The following is a 25,083-nucleotide window of genomic DNA, read 5'->3' as shown; positions in this document are numbered from 1 at the left end:
TCCTCGAGATCGGTGGTTCATTCCTCCCGCCGGGCCGCACCGGCCACGGCGATGTTCAGGAAGCGGGGTACCGGCCGCCCCCGGTCGCGGAAGTCCTCCGCGACCGCGGCCCGCACCGCCGCCAGACGCTCTTCGGGCAGCAGCACCAGGACGCTCCGCCCCGGCCGCGGCCCGGGCGGCCCCGGCGGCCAGACGCTCAGCGCCCCCGCCCGGCCGGCGCAGGCCACCGCCCGCGCCAGCGCCGCCCGCAGGTCCGGGTGCCGCGGATCCGTGCGTACGGCCAGCAGCACCAGCCGCGCGCCCGAAGCCCCCGGGTCGAAGGCGACGTACCGGTGCGGCCGCGCCGGATCCCGGTCCGCCGGCAGCGCCTCGCCCGGCCGGGCGAAGAGCACCGCCCGGTGCAGCGCCTCATCGCCGTCCGGCAGCGCCCCGGCCAGCAGCCGGGCCAGCTCGGTACGGTCCGGGTCCGTGCCCGGCGGCGTGTGGGCGTCGACCACCGCGAGAGCCACCGCGCAGTCGGCCGGCTCCGCGGTGGCCAGCCCGGCGGCGGCCGTGAGCGAGCCCTGCACGTGCAGATCGGTCCCGCCGCGGCCGTACCCGGCCCGGCCCAGGGCCCGCAGTACCGCGTACGGCCTGACGGCCCAGGCAGTCATCGCGGGCGCCGGCCCGGACAGCACCAGCGGAACGTCGCAGCTGTCGGCGGGGTGCCCCAGGGAGCTGAGCCGCACCAGGCCGTCGCTGCGCGGCGCCGCGGCGGCCGCCACCGGCCAGCCGGCCGCCGCCACCAGCCCCGGCGATCCCAGGTGGAAGGCGTACGGGGCGCTCCAGACGGCCGCCGGGGGCCGGCCGTGAGCGGCCTCCAGGGCATAGGCGACGAGCCGGAACAGCGGGTCGGCGGTGGCCCGCCGGGCGATGTCCTGCCCGGCGGGGGCGCCTTGCCCATCGGCGGGGGCCGCGGTCACGGTCCCTCCTTGCGGGCCAGCATCCGGTAGGCGTTCCCGCCGTCCGTGCGCCGGGCCGCGGCCGTGCGCAGCGCGTCGAGCACCGCCGCGCCGGCGAAGCAGGGCAGCGCCGCCACCCGTACGGCCCCGGCCAGGGTCCGGCTGCCCGGCGTGGCCGGGGGACCCCACGGGCGGTCCGGATCCGGGGCCAGCCGCGTCGCCGTCAGCGCCACCGCGCCGAAGAAGTCGTTGCCCTGATGGGCCGCGCCGTGCTCCTCGGCCAGGACGGTGAACCCCCGATCGGCCAGCGCCTCCCGCAGGTTCGCGGCCGGGATCAGGTGCTGGTGCTGCGGCTGGAACCAGGGCAGCCAGGCCGATCCCAGCAGCCGGGCCATCCGCGACTCCGGATCGGGGAGTTCGATGGCCAGATGCCCGCCGGGGGCCAGCACCTCGGCCGCCGTGTCCAGTTCGGCGAGCGGGTCCCGGGTGTGCTCCAGGTAGTGGTACATGCTGACCACCTCGTACCGGCCGGCCAGCTTCGCCGCGAACTCCGGGAACTGGCCCTGGAATCCCGTGGCCACCCAGCCGCGCCGCTCGGCATCGAGCACCCCGTCGCCCATGTCCAGCCCGTCGAAGCGGGTACCGGGCCAGACGGCCCGCGCCGCATTGCAGAAGTGGCCGTGCCCGGTGCCGACGTCCAGCCAGGAAGCGGGAGTCCCGTACGGGCGGAGCATCTCGGCCCGCGCCCGGTACGCCGCGCCGAGCCGGCCGAAGACCGTCCCGGCGCCCTCCCCGCCGCGGCCGTCGTAGAAATCGCGGTAGTAGAACTCCAGTCCCTCCAGCGTCAGCCGGGGATTCTGGAAGACGTGCCCGCAGTCCCCGCACTGCTCCAGGGTGAACCGGCCGGGCTTGCCCTGGAGCAGGTCCGGGACCCGGACCCGGACGGTGAGCTGCCGGGACCCGCACCAGGGGCAGTCCGGGCGGTGAGGCTCGAAGAACCGGTCGGTGCCGCCGGCCAGCTCGGCCCGGTACGAGGCCGCCCGCGCGGTGTCCGCCGCGCCGCGGGGCGTACGGGCGGCCGCGGCGGCGGTACGCAGGCCGGCGCCGAGGGAGCGCACCGGCCGGGCGGCGGTCGCCCGGGCCAGATCGGCGGGGCGCAGCGGGCCGCCGCTCCCGCCGAGGGTGAGGTACGGCTGGAGCCAGTACAGTCCGGCCGCCGCCGCGCCCCACCGGCCCTGGCGCAGTACCGCACCCGCCAGCACCGCCAGCCCGGCGAGCTGTGCGGCGGCCAGGGCACCAGGCGGCAGCCCCTGGGCCCGCAGCTCGGCGACCCGGCCCGGCCCGGTGGCGCCGAGGCCGGGGCGCCCGGAGCTGAGCGCCGGGGCGACGGCCAGACCGGTGGCGTCGGCCGCGAACTCCTTCAAACGGCGGACGAGCGCGAGGAGTTCCGCCGGGTCGCGTGGGGGCGTGTCGGCATCCACCCCGGCCCGCGAGAGCACCTCCTCGGCCACGAGCACGGCATACCCGCAGCCGCGCCCCTCGCCGAGCCGGTCCTGCCGGTAGCCGGCCGGGTCGACCAGGCGCAGCAGCCCGAGAGCCCGCTCGGCGGCGAGGTCGGCCGGGAGCAGGTCGAGCACCCGCAGGCCTTCCCGGTCGGCGTACGCGCAGGCGGTCAGGAACGTCGCCGCGTCGGGTTCCACGCCCCGCGCGGTCAGCAGCCGCCACCCGGCGGCGCGCGGCAGACCGGCCGATGCGGCCGGGGCGATCGGGGGCGCGGGCAGCACGGGCAGGGCCCGCAGCCGCCGCCGCGCGCGTACGCTGCCCGCACCGAGCGCGGCCAGCAGCACGACGGAGGTCCACGGGACCTCGCGGAGGGCGAGCCGTGCCGTCGGCATGGGGGTTGTCAGGCGGGTCTGGGGTGTCACAGGAGTTTCTCCAACCGGTCGGCCGCGGCGCAGGCTCCGCCCGCCGCGGCGAAGGAGGCCTGGATCCGCCGGGCGGCCCGGCGGGGGCCGGCGTCGTCCAGCACGGCCGTGAGCGCGTCCCTCAGTTCCTCGGTCCGGGTCCTGCCGAACCGGACCCGGACCCCGGCCCCCGCTCCGACGACCTGCCGGGCCACGATCGGCTGGTCGTCCCGGATCGGTGCGACCACCAGCGGCAGCCCGTACGCGAGTGCCTCGCAGACGGTGTTGTGGCCGCCGTGGCAGACCACCGCGTCCAGGTGGGGGAGCAGCTCCAGCTGCGGCACCCGCTCCAGCAGCAGCACGTTCCCGGGCACCGCCCCGACCAGGGCCGCGGGGGCCACGAGCACCAGCTGCACCTCGTCGGCCAGCCGCTCGGCGGCGCCCAGCACCGCTCCGTAGAACCGGCCGCCGGCCTCCTGGTTGAGGGTGCCCAGCGACACCAGGACCCGGCGGCGTTCCGGGTCGAGCCGCTGCCAGGGGAAACCGGGCGGGTGCGGGCGGGTCCCGAAGGCAGGCCCGACGAAGGCGTAGTGCGGCGGGAAGTCGTCCTGCGTGCCGATGAGTTCGGGAGTCGAGAACACCAGGACGAGGCGTTCGGAGAACCGCGGATCCCAGCCCGTCCCGTCCGCCCCCTTCCCTCCCGCCGTCCCGTCCGCCTTGTCCGTCCCGCACTCGGCGAGGAACCCGGAGATCTGCTCGTCGACCCACTCCCCGACCTTCGGGAAGTCCGCGAACGGCCGGGTCAGCTCGGCGGACGTGCTTGCGGAGGTGGCCCAGGGAATCCCGAGCCGGCGGGCGATCACCGGCCCGGCGAGGGCCTGTTGATCGGCGACCATCAGGTCCGGCGCGAAGCCGCGGACCGCATCCGTCACCCCCGGCACCATCGCCCGGGCCAGCGGCACCAGCGCCTCCTCCCACAGGAAGCGCAGCGCGCCGACCCCGCGCAGATCGCGCCAGCGGTCGTGCAGCGCCGCGTACCCGCCGCCCGCCTCCTCGCCGGCCGGCAGGATCCGGGCGTGCGCGGGCAGCAGCCGGGCCAGCGCCCCGGCCGGCCCGGTCCAGGCGACCTGGTGGCCCCGGGCGGCGAGTTCGGCCCCGACGGCCACGGTCGGATTGACGTGCCCGGCCAGCGGCGGCACCGTGAAGAGCACCCTCATGGCACCAGCGCTCCCGCCCGCGCGGCCGTCACCGCGGCCGTCGCTTCGAGATGGGCCAGCACGGCCTCCCGCAGGGCGCCGCTGTTCTCCTTCAGTACGTCGTGCCCGAGGCCTGGCAGGATCCGCAGCACCGTGCTCGCCTGCGGTGCGTGCCGGGCCAATTCCTGTGCTCCTGGGACGAGTTCGGAGTGCTCCCCGCACACGATCAGGAGCGGGCAGCGCAGTCGGGCGTAGTCGGCGGGGGTGAAGGTGCGGCTCGCCGCGATGTCGTCGATCAGGCTGGTCCGGTTGAGGAGCTCGTCGGCGATCGCCGTCAGATGGGCGGCCTTGCGCAGCCGGAGGCCGAGCAGCTCGGCGGGTACGGGACTGCCCTCCAGGCTCAGGGCGGCTGCGGACAGCGTGTCCACCATGTTCTCCACCCAGGCCCCGCTGAGCGGGGGTTCGAGCAGGGTCAGCCCGGCGACCAGATCCGGCCGGGCGAGCGCGGCGTGCAGGGCGAGGGTGCCGCCGTGGCTGTTGCCGACCAGGTGCACCCGGCGGTGCCCGAATCCCAGCGCGCCGAGCAGCGCGAGGAGGTCCCGTACGGCGGTGCGGGTGTCGTAGCCGGTGGCGGGGCGTTCGGTGCGGCCGTGGCCGCGCAGATCGTAGAGGACAGCCTCGTGGCCGGCGCGCGCCGTGGGCAGGGCGAGGGGGCAGTAGAAGGAGGAGAGGTTGTCGACGACCAGTCCGTGCAGGAACACCACGACCGGCTGATCGGCGCGGCCGCTCCCTTCGGTCCCGTCGGGCAGGTCTTGGCGGTCGGGGACGGCGGCCGGGAGCCGCTGGACGTGGAAGCGGAGCGAGTTCGCGTGGACGAAGGCCATGGCGGGCTCAGCCGGCCGAGGCGGTCGGCGTGGCCGCCGCCCGGGCGAGGGAGGCATGGGTGACCCGGCCGATGTGCGTGACCAGTTCGCCGACGGACATCGCGAGAATCGCGTCCATGTCCTTCTCGGCGAGGAAGCCCATGAGGTCCACCTCGGCGCCGTAGCGATGGTGGAGCAGCTCGGCGAGGGCGACGAACTCGATGCTCTCCAGGGCGAGATCCTCGTTGAACCTGGTCTTCATCGTGACCTCCTCCGCAAGCAGGAACTCGTCGCCGACGATCTCCACGAGCATGCCGGTGATCTCGGCGAGGATGTCAGTGGCCATGGCTGGTCTCCGTGAGGGTGAAGGGGACGGGGGTGCGGACCGGCGCCGCGGGGTGGGCGGTCCAGGCGACGACGTGGCCGTCGGGCAGGAAGGACGTATCGAGGGCGTACGGGTGTCCGTCGGGGGACAGCACCCGCAGCCCGCCGGAGCCGGGGTCGTCCACCGCCCGCCAGGCGCGCGGGCGGCCGCCGAGGCCGGTACCCGCCGCCTTGGCCGCGGCCTCCTTGGCGCACCACAGAGCGGTGAGCGCGCCCGGCAGGCCCGTGCCCTCGCGGGCGGACAGGGCTTCGGCCAGGGAGAGTTCGTCCGGAGTGAGGGCGATCCGGATCAGCGCGTCGGGGTCGGCGGTCACCGGCTCGACGTCGATCCCGACCGCCAGGGACCGGTGGGCGACGGCGACGGCGATCCGGTCCTTGTGGGCGAGGGAGAGCCGGAAGCCGGAGGCCAGTGCGCCCTCGGGCACGGGCCGCCCGTGGGGATCGTTTGCGACGGGGACCTCCGCCGGGAACACCGGCCCGGCACCGCCGTCCCACAGCTGCTGCCGCAGCGCGTCCTTGGCCGCGATCCGGCCCAGCAGCCACGGCGCCCGGGCGCGGGGAGGCAGTTGTTCGTACACCGCCCGCTCGGCGGCCCCGAGGTAGCGGCGCATGACCAGCTCCTGCGACGCGGGGTCGGTCCACCGGCGCCGGGCCAGGCACCAGCCGGCGGGCTGCGGTTCGCCGATGCCGCACACCTCCGGGGTGAACTTCATCGGCCAGACCCGCTCGTCGGCGCCGAAGCGACGGTACGTCCAGCCCCCGATCCGGGCCCACACCTCGCCGGTGGTGCGGCTGAGCTCGAGGTCGCCGCGCACGGTGACATCGCGGACCTCGCGGATACGGGCGGTGGCGGCGACCAGCTCGCCGGCGGCGGGCGGGGGCCCGAAGAACCGGATGCGGTCGACGGTGGCCGGGAACACCAGCCGGTCGACGGGCAGTTCGAGCTGCATCCAGTGCCCGAACAGCTGCCCGGCGGCGTCCAGCAGCGCCCCCGGGTCGGGCAGGGCCCGCAGTACTCCGCGGATACCGTCCGCGCCCACGGTCCGTACCTCGTGGATGCCGGCGAAGCGGGGGCCGTGGAACATCCACCGGTCCCGGTACAGGGCCTCGGCGCTGACGGGGGCGGGGCGAGGATGCCGCAGCGGAGCGGTGTCGGGCGCGGGCGGCTGCCCGTGGCCCGGTCCGAGCAGGACGACGACGGAGGCGTACGGGCCGAGTCCGATCCGGATCCGCCCGGGCCCGTCGCTGCGGGCGCTGACCTCGACGTCGACGGCGGGCGCGGCGGGGAGCCAACGCAGGGCCCGCACGTCGTCGTAGCCGATGAGGTCGGCGCCGGGCGGGGCGTGCCGGCGGGCCGCGTCGGCGGCCAGCTCCAGCATGGTCGTCATGGGCACGACGGGGAACCGGTCGGAGTCCTCGGGCCAGCCGTCGGGCTGCAGGTAGACGCAGTGGTCGCGTACGTAGGGCATGGCGTCGAGGGACACCCGCAGCCGGTACGTCCCCGTGGCCCTCCCCGAAGCAGCACGGTCCGCACCCGCTTCGGGCCCCCCGCGGACGGTCGACCAGGCCTCGGTGACGGCCTGCGCGGCCGCGCGGGTATCGGCGAGGACGGTGTCCAGCGCGGACAGCGGCCCCGGCCGATCGCCCACCTCCTGCCGGGGAGCCGGACCCCCCAACGCGGCGCGGGCCCGCTCGCCCAGGCGAACCAGAGGCGACCCGAGGTCCAGCGCGACGGCCCTGCCGGGGACGGCGTGGCCCGCGGCGGTCGGCGGGGCGGGGGCGGGGTCCGGCGACAGGCGGGCCCAGTTCGGGGCGTGGCCCTCGGCCCAGAGCGCGGCGCAGGTGCGGCGCAGGGCGGGCAGGCCCGCGAGCCGGGGGGACGAGGTGGCCACCGAGAGGTGGGGGCGGTCCCGGAGGGTGTCCTCGACGAAGCCGGGCAGGCTGCCCGGGCCCAGCGCGACGAAACTCCGGACGCCCGCGTCCTCGTACAGCCGCAGCGTCAGCTCCCTGAAGCGGACCGGTTCCAGGAGGTGCCGCACCACCAGGTCCCGGACGGCATCCGCGGCCGCGGGGAAGGGGGCGAGCGTCGTCGCCGACCACACCGCCGCCGCCCCCGCCCGCACCGGCAGCCGGTCGAACGCGGAGCGCACCTGCCCGAGGTACGGCTCCCACATCGGCGTGTGGAAGCCCGAACGGAACGGCAGCTCCTGCCCGAGCACCCCCTCCGAGCGCAGCCGCTCCAGGACCCGGCCCACCCCGGAGGGTTCCCCGCAGACCACCGACTGGTGCGGGCAGTTGTCATGGCTGACCACCACCCCCGCCACGCCGTGCAGCGCCGCCTCCGCCCGCGCCGCCCCGCACCCGAGCGCCGCGTAGACGAGATCGGGGACCTTGAGCGAATCCGGCCGCAGCGAATCCAGGAAGGAGTCCGCCGCGTCCTGCGGATACATGCCGGCGGCCACCATCGCCGCCCACTCGCCCAGGCTGTGGCCCGCCAACACGTCGGCCTCGATGCCCAGTTCGGCCAGGACCCGGGCGAAGAACCGTCCCGCGGCGATCGCGTCGAGGGCCCGTTCCATCAGCTCCCCGCCCCGGCTCAGCCGTGGCGCGGGGAGGCCCAGCCGGTCCGCGACGTCGTCCACCACCGGTGCGAACTCCGGTTCCAGGCCGGGGAACAGGAAGGCCACCCGGCCGCCCAGCGGCTCCGGCGTGAACCAGACGTCCCCACGGCCCCGCCAGGCCCGGCCGCGAGCCACCGCCTTCGCGGCCAGCGCGAGCCGCTGCGGAGTCGGCCCGACCACCGCCAGCCGGCACGGCCCGTCGCCCGCGGACCCGGGACCGGCGCCCGGTCCGGCTGTCCGCTCGGCGAGCAGCTCGGCCAGCTCCGCCGGACCGTCCGCCGCGAGCAGGAGTACGTCGTCCCGCCCGCCCGGGGCGGCCACCGGCGCGGCCGCGGCCCCCAGGGGCAGGAAGCGGCGTACCGGAGGCGCCGGGCGGGCGGCTCCCGGGGCCTCCTCCAGCACCACGTGCGCGTTGATCCCGCCGAAGCCGAACGCGTTGACGCCCGCCCGGCGCGGCGCCGGCCCGCGCTCCCACGGCTCCGCCTGCGTGATCGGCCGCATCCGGGTCCGGGCCAGGTCCGGGTGCGGATCCGTCAGGTGCAGGGTCGGCGGCAGCGTCCCCTCGTACACCGCGAGCGCCGCCTTGATGAGCCCGGCCATGCCCGAGGCCTGCATCGTGTGCCCGAGCATCGACTTCACCGAGCCGAAACCGATGCCGCCCGGCTCGGCGTCCCCCGCCGGGCCGAACACCTGAGCCAGGGTGTCCAGTTCGGCGGCATCGCCGACCGGGGTCCCTGTACCGTGCGCCTCCAGCATGCCCAGCGCGCCGGCCGCCCGCGGGTCCAGACCGGCCTCCCGCCAGGCCCGTTCCAGAGCCCGTACCTGGCCGGCGACCAGCGGGCTCATCAGGCTCGCCGCCCGCCCGTCCCCGGCCACGCCCGTACCGCGGATCACCGCGTAGATCCGGTCGCCGTCCCGTTCCGCGTCCGCCAGCCGCTTCAGCAGCACCACCCCGGTCCCCTCGGAGAGGAGCGTCCCGTCGGCCAGCCGGTCGAACGGCCGGATCCGCTCGCTCGGGCTGAGCGCCCGCAGCTGGGTGAACACGCTCCACAGCGTGGCGATGTGGCAGTGGTGCACGGCCCCCGCGACCACCGCGTCGCAGCGCCCGCCGGCCAGCAGCCCCACCGCCTGGTCCACCGCCAGCAGCGAGGAGGCGCAGGCCGCGTCCAGGGTGTAGGCGGGGCCGCTGAAGTCCAGCCTGTTCGCCGTCCGGGCGGCGGTGAAGCTCGGCACCAGCCCGATCGAGGCGTCGGGCCGCTCCGGCCCCAGCGCGTCCTGGAAGGCGGCGCGCACCGCGGCGATCCGCCGCTCGCCCAGCTCGGGCGCCAGCTCGCGCAGGGTCTGCGCCAACTGGTGGGCCGTACGCACCCGTTGGTCCAGCCGGGCGGTGGCCACTCCCATGAACCCGCCGCGCCCCAGGACCACCCCGATCCGCGAGCGGTCGGCGGGGAGCCGGTCCTCGCCGCCCGCGTCGGCGATCGCCTCGGCCGTCGCGTGCAGGGCCAGCATCTGGTCCGGCTCGGCCCCCTCCACCGCGGCCGGCATGATCCCGAACCGGGTCGGGTCGAAGACGGCCAGGCCGTCGATGAAACCGCCCCGCCGGCAGTAGAACCGGTCGCCGGCCGCGGGACCGGCTGCGCTGCCCGGCTCGTAGTACACCTCCGGATCCCAACGCCCGGGCGGTACCTCGCCGATGGCATCGGTACCGGCGAGCAGGTTGCGACGGTACGCGGCCAGGTCCGGTGCCCCGGGGAACACCGCGCCCATCCCGACGATCGCCGCGTCGGCCGGCCGCGGGCCCCGCCCCGCCCCGTGCCCGCGCTCACTCATCGCCCTCGTCCTCCTCGGCCGTCAGGACCACCTGGACGTCGGTTCCGTACGCGAGCTCGGCGAGGAACGCGGCGGTGGCGGCCTCGGCGGAGAGCAGCGGGACCCCGCGCCGGGCGTACGTGCGCTCCAGCTCCGGTGTGACCATCCCGCCCGCCTCCGCGGCCCAGGGGCCCCAGTCGACGGACAGCACCCGGCCCGGCAGGAACGCCGACCAGGCGTGCGCCAGGGAGTCGAGGGCGTCGTTGGCCGCGGCGTAGTCCGTCTGGCCGCGGTTGCCGTACACCCCGGAGACACTGCCGAACAGGGCCAGGAACCGCGGCGCGGGCCCCGGTCCGTGCTCGGCGGCCGCGGCCGCGAGGTTGCGGGCTCCGGTCACCTTCGTGGTGAACACCTCGGCGAAAGCGTCCGGTTGCTTGTCCCGCATCAGCCCGTCGCGCAGCACCCCGGCGCCGTGCACGATGCCGTCGAGCCGGCCGTGCCGCTCCCGTACGTCGGCCACGACGGCCCGTACGGCCTGCTCGTCGGTGACGTCGGCGCGGTGGTAGCGCACGGAGGCCGCCACCGCGGTGAGCGCGGACAGGGTGGCCCGTACTTCGCGCCCGGCGAGGATCCGCGAGGCCGCGGCCTCGATCTCGGCGGGCTTGCGGAGGCCGTCGGCGATGAGGGCGGCGCGCAGTGCGACCCGGTCGGTGGCCTGGGCGAAGCGGTCCGCCTCGGCGGCGGGCCGGGGCGTACGTCCGACCAGCTCGACGTGGCATCCGGTGGCGCGGGCCAGCGCGAGGGCGGTCCGGGCGGTGATCCCGCGGGCCCCGCCGGTCAGCAGGACCACGGATCGGGCGTCCAGCGGCGGCGTCCCGTCGCCGGCGGCGGCGGGCAGGGGAGCGGGCACCGGGCGGCGGGTGATCCGGACCCCCTCGGCGGTGTACCCCACGGAGGAGCCGTCCCCGTGCACGTCGCCCAGCTCGGCCAGCAGCTGCGCCGCGACCCGCTCGGGATCCTCCTTGGCGCTCACCTCCACGGCGCGGATCAGGCTGCCCGGGAACTCGAGGGCTGCGCTGCGGGCGAAGCCGTGCAGGCCGGCGCCGGGGGCTCCGCCGGGTGTGGTGGCGAGCAGGAGCCGGCGGACCCCGCCGGTGAGTACGCGCTGCAGTGCGGGGAACGCGCCGGGCAGCACCGGCTCGGCGCCGGCCCGCAGCCCGGAGAGGTCGACGATCCCGTCGAGCCCGGCAACGCCCTCGGCATCCGCCTCGGCCAGGACGCGCACCTCGGCGCCGTGCCCCCGCAACGCCGTGGCGAGCGCGGCCGACATCCCCTGCCCGTCGTCGACCACCCCGACCTGCAGCCCCCGAACCCCTTCCGCCTCCGCGACCACACCCGCCACGACCACGTCCTCCACCCGCAACCGCCGCACCCCGAACCCGCGGCCCGCGGGCCCGGCCGGCTCGGCTGAGCCGGCCCGGAGCCCGTCGGCGGCCGAGCCGGCCGGCTCGGCCGCGCCGGAGAGGGCGCCGGCTGTGGATCCGGCCGGATCGGATGCCGTCGCCGCATACCCGCCGCCGTTCCTGCCGGCCCGGTCGGCCGTACCGCCTGCGAGGCCGTGGGCCGGGAGCGGCGTTGGCTCCAGTGGCGGCAGAGCCCCGGCCGAGGGGGATGCGGCAGGTCGTGCGGCAGACGCCGACGCCGGCGCCGTATCGGCGGCCGGGGCTGTCGTGTGCGACGTGACCCAGTCGACGATGCCGTTCAGGGTCTTGAGGCGGGAGAGTTCCTCGACCGCGGACTCGGCGGAGCCGTCGGGGTCCTGCGGGAGTCCGATGCGGTCGGCCAGGGCGCCGATGATCTCGACGCGCTTGATGGAGTCGATGGACAGGTCCGCCTCCAGGTCCAGCTCGGGGCCGAGCATGTCGTGCGGGTATCCGGTGCGGGTGTGCACGATGTCCAGGACGACGTCCATCACCTCGTCGGCGGACCTGGGTCCACGGTCTGAGCCGGTGTCATGGGCGGGCTGTCCGCCCGCGTCGGCCCAGAGCTGCCCTGGGCCGGCCCGGCCGGGCAGCCCCGTGCCCTGGGCGGGAAGCGCGTCCGCCGGGGTGGGCCACGGGCGGTCCGGGGCCTCGGCCGACGGCCGTGCCGCAGGCGAACCGGCGCCCAGGAAGCCCAGCAGGACGTCCCGTTGGGCCTCGATCAGTTCCCGGGAGCCGCGCAGGTACGCGAGGACCGCCTCCTCGCGGCGGTCCGCCGCCTCCTCGCGGCGGTCCGCCGGCGCCGACGCGGCAGACGCCGCCGCCGGAGACGCCGGGACCACCCGCCGGGCCGGCTGCAGGCCACCCGGCACCGGGGTGCCGTCCGCGGTGCGGACCAGGTGGCCGTCGACCAGCCAGCCCGGCCGCCGCGGGGCCCGCTCCGGCAGCCGGGTGCCGCGGCCGCGGAACAGGGCCTCGGGAGCCACCGGCACGCCTGCCGCAGCCAGTTCCGCCAGTGCGGTGACCAGCCGGAACAGGCCGTGCTCGCCCGGCACGTCCAGCGGGACCACCGTGTGCGGCCGGTCGCGCAGGATCCGGCCCAGCAGGCCGGAGAGGACCCGCCCGGGCCCCGCTTCCACGAACGTCCGGACACCGGACGCGTACATGGCCTCCACCTGTTCCACGAACCGGACCGGCTCCGCGACCTGGCGCGCGGCAAGGCTTCGTACCGCCTCGGCGCCGGCGGGGTACGGACCGGCCGTGGTGTTCGACCAGACCGGGACGGCGGCGTCGGCAACCGCCGCCGCGGCCAGCTCCTCGGCCAGCGCGGCGGCCGCCCCCGCGACCACCGGGCTGTGGAACGCGCACGCCACCTCGATCGGCTCCGCCGGGAGCCCCGCCGCCCGCAGCGCCGCCACCGCCTCGGCCACGGAGGCCGCCGGGCCCGATATCGCGCACTGCCGCGGCGCGTTGTGGTTCGCGACCACGCACCCGGACCGTGCCGCGATCTCCCGCACCTCCTCCGGCGCGGCCGTCACCGCCGCCATGGAGCCCGGATCCGCCCCCGCGGCCGCGAGGATCGCCTCGGCCCGGCGCGCGCTCAGCCGCAGCAGGCTCTCCGTGTCGTACACGCCGGCCGCCCACAGCGCGGTGAGCTCCCCGTACGAGTGCCCGGCCACGCAGTCCGGCCGTACGCCCAGCTCCCCGAGCAGCAGATACGCTGCCGCGCCGGCCAGCCCGAGGGCCGGCTGGGCGATCCGGGTGTCGGTGACCGCCGCCCGCTGCGCCGCCCGATCCGCGGCGCTGAAGGCGCCCGGCGGGAACACCGCCGAGACCACGGCCCGCGGAGCCGTCTCGAGCAGCCCCCGCAACGCCGGGAACGCGATGAACAACTCGCCCAGCATTCCAGGGCGTTGACTGCCCTGGCCGGGGAACAGGAACGCCACCTTCCCGGGATCGGCCGCATCCTCCCGTACGTGGACCCCCTCGCCCGCGGTGAAGCCCCGGGCCCGCTCCAGCCGGGCCGCGAGCTCGTCCGGATCCCCGGCCACGACCGCCACCCGCACCGGGCCCGAGCCCTGCCCCTCGGCGGCGGCCTCCGCCGCGAGATCACGCAGTGCCCACGGCCGCCCGGCCGCCTCGTTCTCCTCCAGCCGGGCCGCGAGCCGGGCCATCGCCCGCCCCGCCGCCCGCCGGTCCTCGCCGCGGAAGCAGAACAACTCGGCGGGCCACTCCTCCAGCCCGTGCGCGGCCTCCTCGGCGCCCCCGTAACCGGCCAGCACCGCGTGGTAGTTGGTGCCGCCGAAGCCGAAGGCGCTGACCCCGGCGATCCGCCGCTCGGCGGGGACCGCCCACGGCCGGGCCTCGGTGGGGAAGGCGAACGGGCTGGTCTCCGCCTGCCAGGCCGGGTTCGGCGTCTCGATGTGCAGGGTCGGCGGCCGGACACCCGTGTGGACCGCCCGGGCGGCCTTGATCAGCCCGGCCAGCCCGGCCGCGCACTTGGTGTGCCCGAGCTGCGATTTCACCGAGCCCAGCGCGCACGATCCGGGCGCCGCCCCGGATGCGGCGAACAGCTCGGTCAGTACCGTCAGTTCGGTGCTGTCCCCGACCACCGTGCCGGTGCCGTGCGCCTCGATCAGCCCCACCTCGCCGGGGGTGATGCCCGCCCGCGCGTAGGCCCGCTCCAGGGCCCGCCGCTGCCCCTCCGGCCGGGGCGCGGTCAGGCCGAGGGACCGCCCGTCGCTGGCCGCCCCGACCGCCTTGACCACGGCGTAGACCCGGTCGCCGTCCCGCTCCGCGTCCGCGAGCCGCTTGAGGACCAGTGCGCCCACGCCCTCGCCGAGCGCGATCCCGTCGGCCGCCGCGTCGAAGGGCCGACAGCGCCCGCTCGGGGACAGTGCCCGCACCGAGGAGAACATCAGGTAGTCGTTGATCCCGTTGTGCACGTCGGCGCCGCCGCACAGCACCATGTCGCTGTCCCCGTCGCGCAGTTGGCGGCAGGCCAGGTCCAGTGCGGCCAGCGAGGAGGCGCAGGCGGCGTCGACGGTGCAGTTGGCGCCGCCGAGGTCGAGCCGGTTGGCGACCCGGCCCGCGATCACATTGGCGAGGATGCCGGGAAAGGAGTCCTCGGTGAGCCGGGGCAGCTGCTCGTCCAGCCCGGGCGGGAGTTCGCCCAGGTAGGCGGGGTGCAGCGCGCGCAGCCCGTACGCCCCGGCCAGCTCGGTACCGGCCTCGGCGCCGAAGACCACCGAGGTACGGGAGCGGTCGAACTCCCGGTCCCGGCCGTACCCCGCGTCCCCGAGGGCCCGCGCGGAGATCTCCAGGGCCAGCAGCTGGACCGGCTCGACGGCGGCGAGCGAGGCCGGCGGGATGCCGTGCGCGAGCGCGTCGAACGGTACCGGGTCGAGGAAGCCGCCCCAGCGCGAGGGGGTGCGCTCGCCGGCCCGCGCCGGGTCGGCGTCGTAGTAGAGCGCCGGGTCCCAGCGCTCGGGCGGCACCTCGGTCACGGCGTCCGTCCCGGCGAGGATCCGGGCCCAGTAGGCGGCGAGATCGGGCGCGCCCGGGTAGGCGCAGGCCATGCCGACGATGGCGATGTCCAGCGGGTCGGCCACGGGCTCCCCGGGGGCCGGCCCGTCCTGCCCGGCGGCCGCCAGCTCGGCGGCGCGCTGCTCCAGCAGCCCGGTCGCGCCCTCGGTGACCTGGGCGTGCAGGGCGGCGACCGTAGTGGTCCCGGTACGGAGGGTCGCGGCCTGGCCGATCATGAACAGACCTTCCGCGTACTGCTGTTGCTCGTCCACCCGCTCCAGCGGTGCCGGCGCCGCCGCGCCCCGCCGCAGCCCCTTGCTCGCGATCCGCAGCCGCCCCAGGTTCAGCCGCTCCAGCTCCTCCCACACGGCGCGCGCCTCGGTCCCGCCCTCCACGAGCCGCTGCCGGGTCGCCTCGAACGCCTCGGCGTACGGAGTGGCCGCGCAGCGCGTGGCGTGCCCGGGAGCCGTGTGCAGCAGGACCGTCTCCGTGCACTCGACCGCCGCCTGCTGGAAGCCCGGCAGCACCGCGCCCGCGGCCACCGCCTCCTGCGTGAACAGATACGCGGTCCCCATCAGCACCCCGATCCGCGCGCCCCGCTCGGCCAGCGGCGCGGCGGCCGCCACCGCCATCGCGGCGGAGCGTGCGTCGTGGATGCCGCCCGCGAACAGCACGTCCAGGGCGGCCGGTTCGGGACATCCCAGGAGCAGCTCGATCTGCTCCTCCCACAGCGCGAACGAGGTGCGCGGCCCGACGTGGCCGCCGCATTCCAGCCCCTCGAACACGAACCGCCGTGCCCCTTCGGCGAGATACCGTTCCAGCAGCCCCGGCGAGGGCACGTGCAGGTGCGTCGCGGTCCCGGCCGCCTCCAGCGGCGCCGCCTGGGCCGGGGTGCCGCCGGCGATGATCGCGTGCGGCGGCCGGACCTCGGCCACGGCCGCCAGCTGCTCCCGGCGCAGCTCGGGCGGGGCGAAGCCGAGCAGGCCCACGCCCCAGGGGCGGTCCCCGAGCCGCTCGGCCGTCTCGGCGAGCAGTTTGCGTACCTCCGCGCCGTCCATCACCGCGAGCGCCAGGTACGGGACCCCGCCCCCGGCGGCCACCGCCTCGGCGAAGGCGGCCTGGTCGCTGACCCGGGTCATCGGCCCCTGGGCGACAGGGAGCGGCCGCAGCAGCGGCCGGGTGCGCACCGCGGCCTCCAGGTGCCCGGTGACGGCCGCCCGTACGGCCTGGAGCACCCCGCCCGTCGTCCGGTACCGCGCGGCCAGCCGGGCCGCCGAAGCGCCGTCCTGCCCGACCGGCAGCAGCTGGGTCCGCAGGTCCCGGGCTCCGAGCAGCGCGGCGGCCGGACCCTCGGGCGGGGTCAGGTCGGGCCGCGCGTACACCCGGTGACCGTCGTGCAGCCGGGTCTCGGAGCCGTCCATGGCCCGGAGTGCGGCGGCCACTTCGGCAGGCAGGGCCGCCTCGCCCTCCGCGGTCAGGGCCAGTTGTACGTCGACCAGCACCCCGGCGGCTCCGCCCGCGACGGCCGCGGCCGCCGTGTGCGGCCCGATCCCGCCCCGGGCGAGCACGGGCACCCCGAGTCCGGGCCCGGCCAGCAGCTGCTGGAGCAGTACGAAGGTGGTGGCCCCGCCCACCCGGCCGCCGGCCTCGTGCCCCTTCGCGACGAGCGCCACCGCCCCGGCGGCCACCGCGATGAGGGCCTCCGCCCGGCCGGTGACCTCGGCCCAGGCACGCCGCCGCCCGCCCTCGGCCCAGGCGGCCATCTGCTCCGGGGTGTGCTGCGCGGGGTCGGCGACGAGCACCGTGTCCACCTCGGGCGGCAGGTCCTCGGGCCCGAGCGGGCATCCGGCGGGCACCCGCACCCCGTACCGGCGCCGGCCGCCGAGCCGGCGGGCGAGCTCCGCGAAGCCGCGGCGGGCGGCCGCGGGATCCCGGCCGAGGTCGAGCAGCCCGAGGGACCCGGCCCGTTCGGCGGCGATCACGATGCGCGGATGCGGTTCCTCGAACGGGCTGACCGCGACGACCAGGTCACGGGTGGCGGCGGATCGCGGGGGCTGGGGGGTCACGAGCGCTCCTCTGGTCGGTGCTGTGTGACATGTCGCAATGCGTGACAGCGCATCCGGCGCACCGTGGCGCCCCCCGGCACACCCCGGCGCGCACCAGGGGCGCACGGAAGCCGGACGCGGCTGTACGGGGGAGTGCGGGGGGTGCAGGGAGTGCGGGGGGTGCGGGGCGCGTGCGCTGGTCGTGCCGTGGGGGGCGTGCGCGGGCGTGGTCTCCCGCCGGGAGGCGGTGCTCGGGCCGCCCGGGCGACCCGAGCACCTGCACGGGCGGGTTTGAACAGTGGTCAACTTCCCTGATGCCGCGATGCATCGTGCGGTGGCCGCCCTGCACTGTCAACGGTCATGCGGAGTAAGCCGTTTCGCCTCTTCGGCGCCGGCGGCCGCCCCGGAATGCGCCCCGGCGGGTCCCGCTGCCGCCCCACCGGGGCCGGTGGCCTGCGCCGATCCCGCCCGCGCGGGGCCGACCCCGGCGCACCGGTGGCCGTACCGCACCGGGCCGGGCTCATGCCGCACCGGCATACCTTGTCGCCCACCGGGCATGAACTCCGCTCCGGGGGTGGGTATTTGTTCACCCCTGCGGCCCTTACGGGTGCGGCATGGCGAGGTTACCGTCCGGTCATGACCCCCACCCTCGCGCAGCTTCGCTACTTGGTGGCCGTCGCGGACTGCCGTTCCATCACCGGCGCTGCCGCCTCGGTCTTCGTCGCCCAGTCCGCCCTGTCGCGGGCCATCCAGGCCATGGAACGCGACCTCGGAGTCGAACTCCTCGCCCGCCGGGGCAGGGGCGTGGACCTCACGCCGGAAGGGGCCCGGGCCGTCCGGCTCGCCCGTACCGTCCTCGACGCGGTGGAGGCGATCGACGACATCGGGACCGCGCACGGCGGCGGCGTCCGGGTCGTCCTGACCCTCGTCACCACCCCCACCCTGGCCCTGGACCTGGCCGCCGACCTGGTGCCGGCCTTCACCGAACGGCACACCGGAGTGGACATCCGGCTCCAGCAGCACGACAGCCGGGAGTCCCTCGTGCAGGAGCTCACCACGGGCAGAGCAGAGTTGGCCCTGGTGGACCTGCCGGTGGACAAGGAGCTGTCCACGCACCACATCCAGGAGCGCGAGGTGGTGCTGATCTCCCCGAACGGCTGCAAACTGCCCGACCCGATGCCCTTCAGACTGCTCGACGGCCTTCCGATGGTGCTGCCGACCCCGGGCGCCGGCCGGCGCACCGAGATGGAGGCCATGTTCAGCTGCCTGGGAGTACGCCCCGTGCCCTCCCTCGAGGCCGACGAACGGCTCGCCTGGGTGACGGGCGTGACGGACGGCCGCGGCTCGGTCATCTGGTACCGGGACGTGGCCGTGCGCGCCTTCGGCGACCGCGCGGAGATCCGCTCCTTCTCCCCGCCCCTGCTGCGCCCGGTGGGGATCGCGCACGCCCGGCGGCCGCTGAGCCGCGCGGCCCGGGCGTTCATCGCGCACGCCCGGCACAAGGCACCCGTACGGGAGCCGGCGCGCTGACCGAAAACCACCGGCAGGTCGCGGCAGCCATGCCCGCACGGCATTGAACCATGTTCAAAGGGGTGTCCGCCGGCCCTGGCGGAGGTGCCTGACGTGCCATCACATTGTGTGCATGTCCCGACTCCTCACGCCCCCACGGGCCGCCGCGCTCGCGACCGCGGCCCTCGCCACGCTCCTCCCGGCGGCCGTCTGGATGGCCAGTGCCACCGCCGCCCCGGCCGGCCTGCCCGCCTCCGCGCCCGCTCCCGCCGCGGCCCTGGCTCCGGAGAAGAAGTGCACGCTCCCCGGCGGCCTGGCCGAGCTCAGTGGACTCGCCATGAGCCGCAAGCACCCCGGCGTGTTCTACGCCGTCAACGACAGCGGCAACACCAACCAGGTCTTCGCCGTCGACTGCACCACGGCGACCGGCCGGCTCCGGGCCACGTACACCGTCTCCGGTGTCGGCAACACCGACTGGGAGGGGCTGGCCCTCGGCAAGGACGCGGCCGGCCTTCCGGCCATCCTGGTCGGCGACATCGGCGACAACTTCAGCGGGCGCGCCGAGATCACCGTGCACGCCTTCGCCGAGCCCGAGCAGCTCGCCGATACCACCGTCACGCCGGTGACGTACCGCTTCGCCTACGCGGACGGCAGGCACGACGCCGAGTCCCTGCTCACCGACCCCGTCACCGGGCAGCTCTACGTCGCGAGCAAACTCATCGGCGCGGCCGGTCAGTTGTACAAGGCCCCGCTTCCCCCGCTGACCGGGCAGGTCAACACCCTCACCGCGGTCCGCCCGGGTCCGGTCTTCGCCACCGACGGCGCGTTCTCGCCGTCCGGCGCCTCGTACACCCTGCGCAGCGGCGGGCCGCTCGGCGCCAATACCGCCACCGTGTACGACACCGCGGGCACCAAGCTCGCGGACGTCGCCCTGCCCGCCCAGTCCCAGGGCGAGACCGTCACGTACGCGGACTGCACCAGCCTGCTCGTCGGATCGGAGAACGACACCCAGATCTGGCGGGTCCCGCTGCCCCCGGAGGTCACCCCGGGCTGCGGCACCACACCGACGCCCACGCCCACCCCCACTCCCACCCCCACGCCCACCGCCACGCCCGGCCCGGGCGATCTGAAGGTCGCCGACCCCGGCCCGCAGACCTGCAAGTTCAACCAGTCCTGCACCATCCGGCTCACCGCCACCGGCGGCAAGCCGCCCGTCCGCTTCGCTGCCGCCGGCCTGCCGTTCGGCCTGGCCCTCGACACCGCCTCCGGCCGTATCACCGGCAAGCCCTGGGGCAGCGGCACCGTGCAGGTCACGGTGACCGCAACCGACTCCACCGGGGCCACCGCGAGCACCGCCTTCCCCCTCACCCTCACCTGGTTCTGACCCCGGACAGGGCGGACTTGTACAACCCGGCCTCCAGGCCGCACTGTTGGCCGAGTTTCGTCCATACGGTCAGGAGAACCCGCTTGTCACCCGACAACGCACCCGCGCCCGCGCCCGCGTACGTCATCGACCCCGCCGGCGGCTGCCCGCACGCCCTCAACGCCCGGCTGCGCGCCCAGGGCTCCGTGGCGGACGTCGTCCTGCCCGGCGGGGTCCCCGGGGCGGTCGTCCTCGGGCACGAAGCGCTGAAGGAGTTCCTCGCCCACCCCGACGCGGCCAAGGACGCCCGGCACTTCCCGTCCCTGCACGACGGCACCATCCCGCCGAACTGGCCGCTGCGGGCGTTCGCCAACGCCCAGGGCATGCACACTTCCGACGGCGCCGACCACCGCAGGCTGCGCTCCCTGGTCGGCAACGCCTTCACCGCCCGCCAGGTGGAGCGGCTGCGGCCACGCATCGAGGAGCTGACCGCCGGGCTCCTCGACGACCTCGGCCGGGCCGCTGCCGAGGCCCCCGACGGTGTCGCGGACCTGCGCGCCCACTTCGCCCTGCCACTGCCGATGAGCGTCATCTGCGAGCTGCTCGGCGTGGACCCCGAGTACCGGGGCCGGCTGCACCACCTGTCCCACACGGTGATCATCGCCACCGACACCACCCCCGCCGAGGCGATGGCCGCCGTACGGGAGCTCGTCGAGCTGATGGGCACGATAGCCGCCGCCCGCCGCGAGAAGCCGGGCGACGACCTGACCAGCGCGCTGATCGCCGCCCGCGAGGGCGACGGCGACCGGCTCAGCGAGGCCGAACTCATCGGCACCATGCGCCTGATGCTCGTCGCCGGCCACGAGACCACCCTCAACCTGATCAGCAACGCCGTCCGCGCCCTGTGCACCCACCGCGACCAGCTCGCCCTGGTGCAGGAGTCCAAGGCCACCTGGTCCGACGTGGTCGACGAGACCCTGCGCTGGGACGGACCGGTCAGCTGGTTCCCGTTCCGGTACCCCACCCGCGACCTGGCCGTCGACGGGACCGTGATCCCGCAGGGCACCCCGGTCCTCGCCGGCTACACCGCGGCCGGCCGCGACGAGGCCTTCCACGGCCCGGACGCCGACCGCTTCGACATCACCCGCCCCACCGCTGCCCGCAACCTCTCCTTCGGGCACGGCGCGCACTACTGCGTCGGCGCCCCGCTCGCCCGCCTCGAGGCCGTCATCGCCCTGGAGCGGCTCTTCACCCGCTTCCCGGACCTCGACCTCGCCGTCCCCGAGCCCGAACTCCCGCACCAGCGCAGCTTCATCGGCAACAGCGTCGACTCCCTGCCCGTCCGCCTGACCCGGCCGTAGCTACCGGCCGTCTCCGGGCGGCGGGAGCTCCGTGCTCAGCCAGCCCAGCGCCTCCGGATACATCCCGGTCCAGGTCTGGAAGTTGTGGCCGCCGGCCGGGCGGACGAGGGTCCTCACCCGGACCCCGCTGCCCGCCGCGGCCCGGCTGAAGGCCTCCAGCTGCTGCGGCGGGCTGTCCTTGTCCTGCGCCGAGGTGGCCAGGAACAGCCCGACGTCGGCCCGCTTGGCCTGCCGGACCAGCCACAGGGGGCTGTTGCGCTCGCGCAGGGCCGGGTCGGCCAGCACCTCCGGGTCTCCCGCCAGCGGGTCCGGGTCCAGGGCCGCGCCCGCCCGGAACACCTTGGGGTACTGCAGCGGCAGCTTGGCCGCGCAGAACGCCCCGGTCGACACGCCCATCACCCCCCAGCCGCCGGGCTCGCGCAGGGTACGGAAGTTCTTGGCGACCAGGTCCGGCACGTCCTCCGCGAGCCAGCCGGCCACCTTCCGCGTCGGCGTGTTGCTGCAGTCCGTGTTCACCCCGCCCGGGTAGATCTCCGGGATCACGAGGATGAACGGGTGCGCCGCGCCCAGCCGGACCAGCTGCTCCAGCGCACCGGGCATGTTGCCCAGGTCGATCCAGGTCCGGGGCGAGCCCGGATACCCGTGCAGCAGCATCAGCACCGGGAACCGGGTCTTCTGCGCGCCCGGGGCCCGGTACTCGGGCGGAGTCCACACGATCACCTGCCCGGCGAGTTTCGAATGCGAGCCGCGGAAATAGGTGGTCTGCGTACCGTCGCCGCCCTGCGTGAACTTGGCCCGGCCCAGCGGCGGCCCCGTCATCGCCGAGGAGTTCTGCACGTTCTCCGTGCCCAGCAGGTCGTTCCAGGAGGAGTAGAGCCCGTAGCTGCCGTTGATCCAGGTCGCGATCACCGCGATGGACGTCAGCTGGCACAGCCCGATCATCAGCACCCGCACGGGCCACCGCACCCACCCGGGTCCCGGGATCCGGTTCCACAGCAGCAGGGCGGCGAGCATGGCGAGCGCGGTGACGGCGATCAGTGTGACGAGGAACGACGTACTGGTCAGCTCCACGAGGGCCGGCTCCTGACGTGCGGGTCGGTTTCCCAGGGTGTCCGCATCATCCCTTCCTCCGGGAGGCGGGGCGGACACGCACCGACACCGAGTGCCACCCGGTCGCCCCGTCGGGGACGGTCCCGGTGCGCACGCCCGTCTGGACGGCGCCCGTGCCGTCCGTGGCGCGGACCTCCAGCCTGTGTGCGCCGGGGGTCGCCTCCCACACCCACACCCACTGCCGCCAGGTGTCGTTGCCGTCCGCGGCCCCCAGCCGGGCCTCGTGCCACGGGCCCGCGTCGACCCGTACCTCGACCCGGGAAATCCCGCGGTGCTGCGCCCATGCCACCCCGGCCACCGCCACCCGGCCCTCCTCCGGCTCGGCGGACGGGCGCGGGGTGTCGATCCGGGACTGGGTCTTGACCGGGGCCTGCTGCGCCCAGGACCGGCGCACCCAGTACGCGTCGTACGCCGCGAAGGTCGTCAGCCGCAGCTCGCGCAGCCATTTGCACGCCGAGACGTACCCGTACAGGCCCGGTACGACCATCCGTACGGGGAAGCCGTGCGCGAAGGGCAGCGGCTCGCCGTTCATCCCGACGGCCAGCAGCGCGTCCCGGCCGTCCATCACCGTCTCGACGGGCGTGCCGATCGTCATCCCGTCCACCGAGCGCGCCACGAGCTGGTCCGCCGGACCGCCCTGCGAGGGCGGCCGGACCCCCGCCTCGCGCAGCAGGTCGGCCAGGCGCACGCCGAGCCAGCGGGCATTGCCCGCGTACGGGCCCCCGACCTCGTTCGACACGCAGCAGAGGGTGATGTCGTGCTCGACGAGCGGCCGGGCCAGCAGCTCGCGCAGCCCGAATTCGAGCGGGTTCGAGACGCCCTCGCCGTGGATGCGCAGCCGCCAGGTGTCCGCGTCCACCCGGGGGACGACCAGGGCGGTGTCCACCCGGTAGAAGTCCCGGTTGGGCGTGATGAACCGGGAGATCCCGGGCACCCGCAGGTCCGCGCCGGGCGGGACGGGCGGCGCGGGCACGGCCGGCTTCGGCAGGACCAGATCCGCCCGGGATGCCGTGGCCCCCGCCGAGCCGTACGCGCCGAGCCGGCGCCCCGCGTACCCGATCCCGGCCGAGGCCACGAGGGCCGCGGCGACCAGCCGGCCGAAGCCGCGCCGGTCGACCGACCAGGCCCCGCCCGGCGGCGCGCCCACCGGGCGGGGCCCGGTCAGCGCGCGGACCAGCAGGAACAGCACCCCGGCGGCGGCCAGCCCGCCCACCAGCGACGGCAGTGCGTCACGCCAGGTCGCCTCCGGCCGGCTGAGCGCGGCCACCGCCCCGACCAGCCCGAAACAGCCGGCGAGCACGATCCCGGCGGGCAGGTGCCGTACGGCGAGCACCCCGGCCAGGGCGGCGACCGCACCCAGCACGACGATGATCCCGAGGGCCAGCAGCAGCTTGTCGGCGGTGCCGAACTCCCGGATCGCCCATTCCTTGACGCCGACCGGCGTACGGTCGACGACGGCTCCGCCGACCGCGGTGATCGGGGAGGATTCCGGCCGGACGGCCGCCGAAGCCAGCTCCGCCACGGCCAGTCCCGCGCAGGCGGCGACCAGCCCGCAGACGGCACCGCCCAGGATGCGGCGCCGCCGCCCCAGGTCTGCCTTCACACGGGTCATGCGCAGTCACCGTCCGCCGCGAAGCCGGATACCGGGTGCCGGACACCGGATACCGGGTGTCGGGCGCCGGTACGGGAGGGGACCCGCCCGCCGGCTCCAGTGTCACTCCGACCCGGGCGGGCCCGCGCCCGGCCGCGCCCGTTCGGCCCCGTCCGGGTCAGTGCACCGGCGCCGGCGGCACCCAGCGCCCGGTGCGGGGCGCCTTCACCCCGTACTCGGCTTTCAGCTCGGCCGGGATGGCGTGGTGCATGACCCGGCCCCGGGTCAGCGCGGACAGCTCGAAGCCGGCGAGCAGCGAGCCCGCCTTGTCCAGCGCCCACTCCGCGAAGGGGCTGCTGTCCTCGATGGTCTCCAGAAGCCCCAGGAACACGGGGACGGCCTTGGCCGCCGAGTCCCAGGGGCTGCGCGGGATCTCCAGCCAGTCGCCGATGGTGTCGCCGACCAGGTAGCGGACGGTGGCCGGGACCATGGGGTCGAAGAGCGTGCCGGGGACCACGTCCTCGTACAGCCGCAGCAGCTGCGCGCCCAGGCCGACTCCCTCCGGCGAGGGGCCGAGATGGCGCAGCAGGTAGAGGTCGCAGTACGCGCGGGCCTCGGCGAGGTTCTCCGGTACGGCCGACATGTCGCAGCCCAGCAGGGCGGCCACGACCCGCCAGGCGTAGTAGTAGGCCTCCGCGCCCTCCTCGCTCATGTGGATGCCGAGCCGGTGCATGGCGTCGAGCACCAGCAGCGAGAAGAAGGTCTGCCCGGCGATCATGTCCTCCTGGCAGATCGGGAGGCCGTCCCGCTCGACGTCCCAGTGGCCGCCGTGGCGCAGGTGGTGGCGCACCGCCGCGTGCAGCAGCCGGACCTTCTGCGCGGCAGGGATGAACTTGCTGCCCTCCGCGAAGGAGTCGGTCCGCATGAGGTACGTGACGAACTGGCCGGTGTTGGCCATCCGCCGGGAGGGGTACGCGAGCGAGTGCGTCGAGGAGAGCAGCCGGGCCATCCGGGGGACGGCGTAGCTGACGGGCATCGCGGCGAAGGACAGGCCGGTGTTGATGTGGGCGGCGTTGTCCATGAAGAACAGCCGGGCCTGTTCCATGACGTCCCAGTCGACCCAGGCCGGGGGCACGGCGGTGGCCTCGAAGTAGCCACGCGCGGAGGCCGGGAGACGCTCGGGGAGCGGGTCCCCGGCGGTGGTGAAGAACCGCATGAGCGTGTTGAAGTCGCCCACCTCCTTGCGGTGGAACAGCGCGGCGACGGTCTCGTCGGCGAGCGGATCACCCTGGGCGGACAGGGCGTCGAGGGCGGCGTCGTCGTAACGGGGTCGTGGTGAGGCGGTGTTGGCGGTGGTCACTTCACTCGTCCTTCTCGTCT

At 75.9% G+C, this 25,083-nt stretch carries 13 protein-coding genes; 3 read left to right on the top strand and 10 right to left on the bottom strand.

The window, feature by feature from the left end:
- Nucleotides 1–17: 17 nt before the first annotated feature.
- Genes OHT74_RS07175 through OHT74_RS07145 form a run of 7 tightly spaced genes read right to left on the bottom strand, consistent with a single transcriptional unit; the run spans nucleotide 18 to nucleotide 16,790 of the window.
- Nucleotides 18–962, bottom strand: coding sequence for a galactokinase (locus OHT74_RS07175; RefSeq protein ID WP_328619759.1), 945 nt, complete (start codon nucleotides 960–962; stop codon nucleotides 18–20).
- Nucleotides 959–2,836, bottom strand: coding sequence for a class I SAM-dependent methyltransferase (locus tag OHT74_RS07170; protein ID WP_328619758.1), 1,878 nt, complete (start codon nucleotides 2,834–2,836; stop codon nucleotides 959–961). The genes OHT74_RS07175 and OHT74_RS07170 overlap by 4 nt, the downstream gene beginning before the upstream one ends.
- A 26-nt stretch (nucleotides 2,837–2,862) precedes the next feature.
- On the bottom strand, nucleotides 2,863–4,062 hold the full coding sequence (locus tag OHT74_RS07165; protein WP_328619757.1) for a glycosyltransferase: 1,200 nt from the start codon (nucleotides 4,060–4,062) through the stop codon (nucleotides 2,863–2,865).
- Nucleotides 4,059–4,925 carry an alpha/beta fold hydrolase gene (locus tag OHT74_RS07160; protein ID WP_328619756.1) on the bottom strand — a complete coding sequence of 289 codons (867 nt, stop codon included), beginning with the start codon at nucleotides 4,923–4,925 and terminating at the stop codon, nucleotides 4,059–4,061. Before OHT74_RS07160 ends, OHT74_RS07165 begins: the two co-directional genes overlap by 4 nt.
- A gap of 7 nt (nucleotides 4,926–4,932) precedes the next feature.
- Nucleotides 4,933–5,250: an acyl carrier protein gene (locus tag OHT74_RS07155; protein WP_266635248.1), complete on the bottom strand. Its 318-nt coding sequence runs from the start codon at nucleotides 5,248–5,250 to the stop codon at nucleotides 4,933–4,935.
- A complete protein-coding gene (locus OHT74_RS07150) occupies nucleotides 5,240–9,739 on the bottom strand; it encodes a beta-ketoacyl synthase N-terminal-like domain-containing protein (protein WP_328619755.1) in 4,500 nt (1,499 codons plus the stop codon). The genes OHT74_RS07155 and OHT74_RS07150 overlap by 11 nt, the downstream gene beginning before the upstream one ends.
- Nucleotides 9,732–16,790 (bottom strand): SDR family NAD(P)-dependent oxidoreductase, encoded by a 7,059-nt coding sequence (locus OHT74_RS07145; RefSeq protein WP_328619754.1) that lies wholly within the window; start codon nucleotides 16,788–16,790, stop codon nucleotides 9,732–9,734. The genes OHT74_RS07150 and OHT74_RS07145 overlap by 8 nt, the downstream gene beginning before the upstream one ends.
- A 615-nt stretch (nucleotides 16,791–17,405) precedes the next feature.
- Here OHT74_RS07145 and OHT74_RS07140 point away from each other — a divergent pair.
- The 3 genes from OHT74_RS07140 to OHT74_RS07130 all read left to right on the top strand — a co-directional run bounded on the left by OHT74_RS07140 (nucleotide 17,406) and on the right by OHT74_RS07130 (nucleotide 21,002).
- A complete protein-coding gene (locus OHT74_RS07140) occupies nucleotides 17,406–18,299 on the top strand; it encodes a LysR family transcriptional regulator (protein ID WP_328619753.1) in 894 nt (297 codons plus the stop codon).
- Nucleotides 18,300–18,411: 112 nt separating this feature from the next.
- On the top strand, nucleotides 18,412–19,662 hold the full coding sequence (locus OHT74_RS07135; protein WP_328619752.1) for an Ig domain-containing protein: 1,251 nt from the start codon (nucleotides 18,412–18,414) through the stop codon (nucleotides 19,660–19,662).
- A gap of 83 nt (nucleotides 19,663–19,745) precedes the next feature.
- Nucleotides 19,746–21,002, top strand: a complete 1,257-nt coding sequence (locus OHT74_RS07130; protein WP_328619751.1) for a cytochrome P450 family protein — start codon at nucleotides 19,746–19,748, stop codon at nucleotides 21,000–21,002.
- On the opposite strand, the gene OHT74_RS07125 is transcribed toward OHT74_RS07130, so the two are convergent.
- From OHT74_RS07125 to OHT74_RS07115, 3 genes are all read right to left on the bottom strand, one after another.
- Nucleotides 21,003–22,073, bottom strand: a complete 1,071-nt coding sequence (locus OHT74_RS07125; protein ID WP_328619750.1) for an alpha/beta hydrolase — start codon at nucleotides 22,071–22,073, stop codon at nucleotides 21,003–21,005.
- Nucleotides 22,074–22,119: 46 nt separating this feature from the next.
- Nucleotides 22,120–23,724 carry a molybdopterin-dependent oxidoreductase gene (locus OHT74_RS07120; RefSeq protein WP_266661671.1) on the bottom strand — a complete coding sequence of 535 codons (1,605 nt, stop codon included), beginning with the start codon at nucleotides 23,722–23,724 and terminating at the stop codon, nucleotides 22,120–22,122.
- 157 nt (nucleotides 23,725–23,881) lie between these two features.
- Nucleotides 23,882–25,063 carry an oxygenase MpaB family protein gene (locus OHT74_RS07115; protein ID WP_266661669.1) on the bottom strand — a complete coding sequence of 394 codons (1,182 nt, stop codon included), beginning with the start codon at nucleotides 25,061–25,063 and terminating at the stop codon, nucleotides 23,882–23,884.
- Between the last annotated feature and the right edge of the window lie 20 nt (nucleotides 25,064–25,083).

It is taken from the genome of Streptomyces sp. NBC_00354, from assembly GCF_036106915.1.
Lineage (GTDB): Bacteria > Actinomycetota > Actinomycetes > Streptomycetales > Streptomycetaceae > Streptomyces.
This window is presented reverse-complemented; position numbering and strand designations above follow the sequence as displayed.